Below are 2458 nucleotides of genomic sequence, written 5' to 3'. Positions count from 1 at the left end.
CGACATGATCACCGGTCCTGGCAACATCTACGTCACTGCGGCCAAACGGCTCTGCCGCTCGCGGGTCGGCATCGACGCCGAAGCCGGGCCGACCGAGATCGCGATCCTGGCCGATGACACCGCCGACCCGGCGCACGTCGCCGCCGATCTGATCAGCCAGGCCGAGCACGACGAAATGGCCGCCAGCGTGCTGGTGACGCCCAGCACCGAGCTCGCCGACGCCACCGACACCGAGCTGGCCGCCCAACTGCAGACCACCGTGCACCGCCAGCGCGTGACGACCGCCCTTGCCGGTCGGCAGTCGGCCATCATCTTGGTCGACGACATCGAAGCCGGTATCCGTACCGTCAACGCCTACGCCGCAGAACATTTGGAGATCCAGACGGCAAACGCCGATAAGGTCGCCGCCCAGATCCGATCGGCCGGCGCCATCTTTGTCGGGCCGTATTCGCCGGTCAGCCTCGGTGACTACTGCGCCGGCTCCAACCACGTGCTGCCCACCGCGGGTAGCGCCGCGCACTCCAGCGGCCTGTCGGTGCAGACCTTCCTGCGGGGCATCCACGTCGTCGACTACACGGAGGCGGCGCTCAAAGACGTGTCGGGACATGTGATCACACTCGCCGACGCCGAAGACCTGCCCGCGCACGGTGAGGCGATCCGGCGGAGGTTCGAGCGATGACTAATCGCCCGTCGCTCGACGACCTCCCGCTGCGCAAAGACCTGCGCGGCAAGTCGCCCTACGGCGCACCGCAGCTGGCGGTTCCGGTGCGGCTGAACACCAACGAGAACCCGCACCCACCCAGCAGGGCGCTGGTCGAGGACGTCGTCGCCTCGGTGGGCGAGGTGGCCGTCGACCTGCACCGCTATCCGGACCGCGACGCTGTGGCCCTGCGCGCCGACCTGGCCGCCTACCTCAGCGTGCAGACCGGGGTCCGGCTCGGTGTCGAAAACCTCTGGGCGGCCAACGGATCCAACGAGATTCTGCAGCAGCTGCTGCAGGCCTTCGGTGGCCCAGGACGGAGCGCGATCGGCTTCGTGCCGTCGTATTCGATGCACCCGATCATCTCCGACAGCACCCGCACCGAGTGGATCCAGACGGCTCGCGCCGCGGACTTCAGCCTCGACGCTGATACCGCGGTCGCTGCGATCGTCGAGCGCCGGCCTGACGTGGTGTTCGTCACGAGCCCGAATAACCCGACGGGACAGAGTGTTTCGCTGGGCGATCTGCGACGGCTGCTCGACGCGACGCCCGGCATCCTGATCGTTGATGAAGCGTACGGCGAGTTCTCCGCGCAGCCCAGCGCGGTCGCGCTGGTCGAGGAGTATCCGACCAAGCTCGTCGTGAGCCGCACCATGAGCAAGGCCTTCGCCTTCGCCGGCGGGCGGCTGGGTTACTTGGTGGCCACGCCGGCGGTGATCGAGGCGATGCTGCTGGTTCGGCTGCCGTATCACCTATCCGCGCCCACCCAGGCCGCGGCCCGGGCGGCGCTGCGGCACGCCGACGACACGCTCGGCAGCGTTGCGACGCTGATCGCCGAACGGGACCGGGTGACAACGGCGTTGAGCGGCATGGGTTTTCAGGTCGTTCCGAGCGACGCGAACTTTGTGCTGTTCGGCCGGTTCGCCGATGCGCCGGCCACCTGGCGGCGCTACCTCGACGCCGGTGTCCTGATCCGCGACGTGGGCATTCCCGAATACCTGCGTACGACAATCGGGCTGGCCGACGAGAACGACGCCTTCCTGGCGGCCAGCGCAGAGCTGGCTGTCACCGAGTTGGCCCAGCCCCTAGGAGCGTCATGACCGCCGGTCGCCGCGCACGCGTTGAGCGCACCACCAAGGAATCCGAGATCGTCGTCGAGCTCGACCTCGATGGCACCGGAGTCGTTCACGTCGACACGGGTGTCCCGTTCTACGACCACATGTTGACCGCGCTGGGTAGCCACGCCAGTTTCGACCTGACTGTGCGCGCCAAGGGTGACGTCGAGATCGAAGGGCATCACACCATCGAGGACACCGCGATCGTGCTCGGTCAGGCGCTGGGCCAGGCGCTCGGTGACAAAAAGGGCATCCGCCGGTTCGGCGACGCCTTCATCCCGATGGACGAAACGTTGGCGCACGCCATCGTCGACGTCTCGGGCCGACCGTACTGCGTGCACACCGGCGAGCCGGACCACCTGCGGCACACAACGATTGCCGGCAGCTCGGTGCCTTATCACACCGTGATCAACCGACACGTGTTCGAGACCCTGGCGAACAACGCCCGCATCGCGCTGCACGTGCGTGTCCTCTACGGTCGCGACCCACATCACATCACCGAGGCTCAGTACAAGGCCGTAGCCCGGGCATTACGGCAAGCGGTCGAGACCGATCCGCGGGTGTCCGGTGTGCCGTCCACCAAAGGCACTCTGTGAGAAGTAAATCCGTTGTGGTGCTGGACTACGGCTCCGGCAACCTGCGT

Annotated in this window: 3 protein-coding genes; all 3 read left to right on the top strand. The window is 67.3% G+C overall.

All coding sequences use genetic code 11. From position 1 onward, the window contains the following. On the top strand, positions 1-679 hold a 679-nt coding region (gene hisD, locus VN856_RS27030), incomplete at its 5' end, for a histidinol dehydrogenase (protein WP_325695041.1). Beyond that, positions 676-1800 carry a histidinol-phosphate transaminase gene (locus tag VN856_RS27025; RefSeq protein WP_325695039.1) on the top strand — a complete coding sequence of 375 codons (1125 nt, stop codon included), beginning with the start codon at positions 676-678 and terminating at the stop codon, positions 1798-1800. The genes hisD and VN856_RS27025, both read left to right, overlap by 4 nt. Next, positions 1797-2411 (top strand): imidazoleglycerol-phosphate dehydratase HisB, encoded by a 615-nt coding sequence (gene hisB, locus VN856_RS27020; RefSeq protein ID WP_325695037.1) that lies wholly within the window; start codon positions 1797-1799, stop codon positions 2409-2411. The genes VN856_RS27025 and hisB overlap by 4 nt, the downstream gene beginning before the upstream one ends. Positions 2412-2458 lie beyond the last annotated feature (47 nt).

The organism is Mycobacterium sp. (genome assembly GCF_035603715.1).
In the GTDB taxonomy this organism is placed as follows: domain Bacteria; phylum Actinomycetota; class Actinomycetes; order Mycobacteriales; family Mycobacteriaceae; genus Mycobacterium.
The sequence above is the reverse complement of the archived record's forward strand: the minus strand, read 5'-3'. Positions and strand labels throughout refer to the sequence as shown.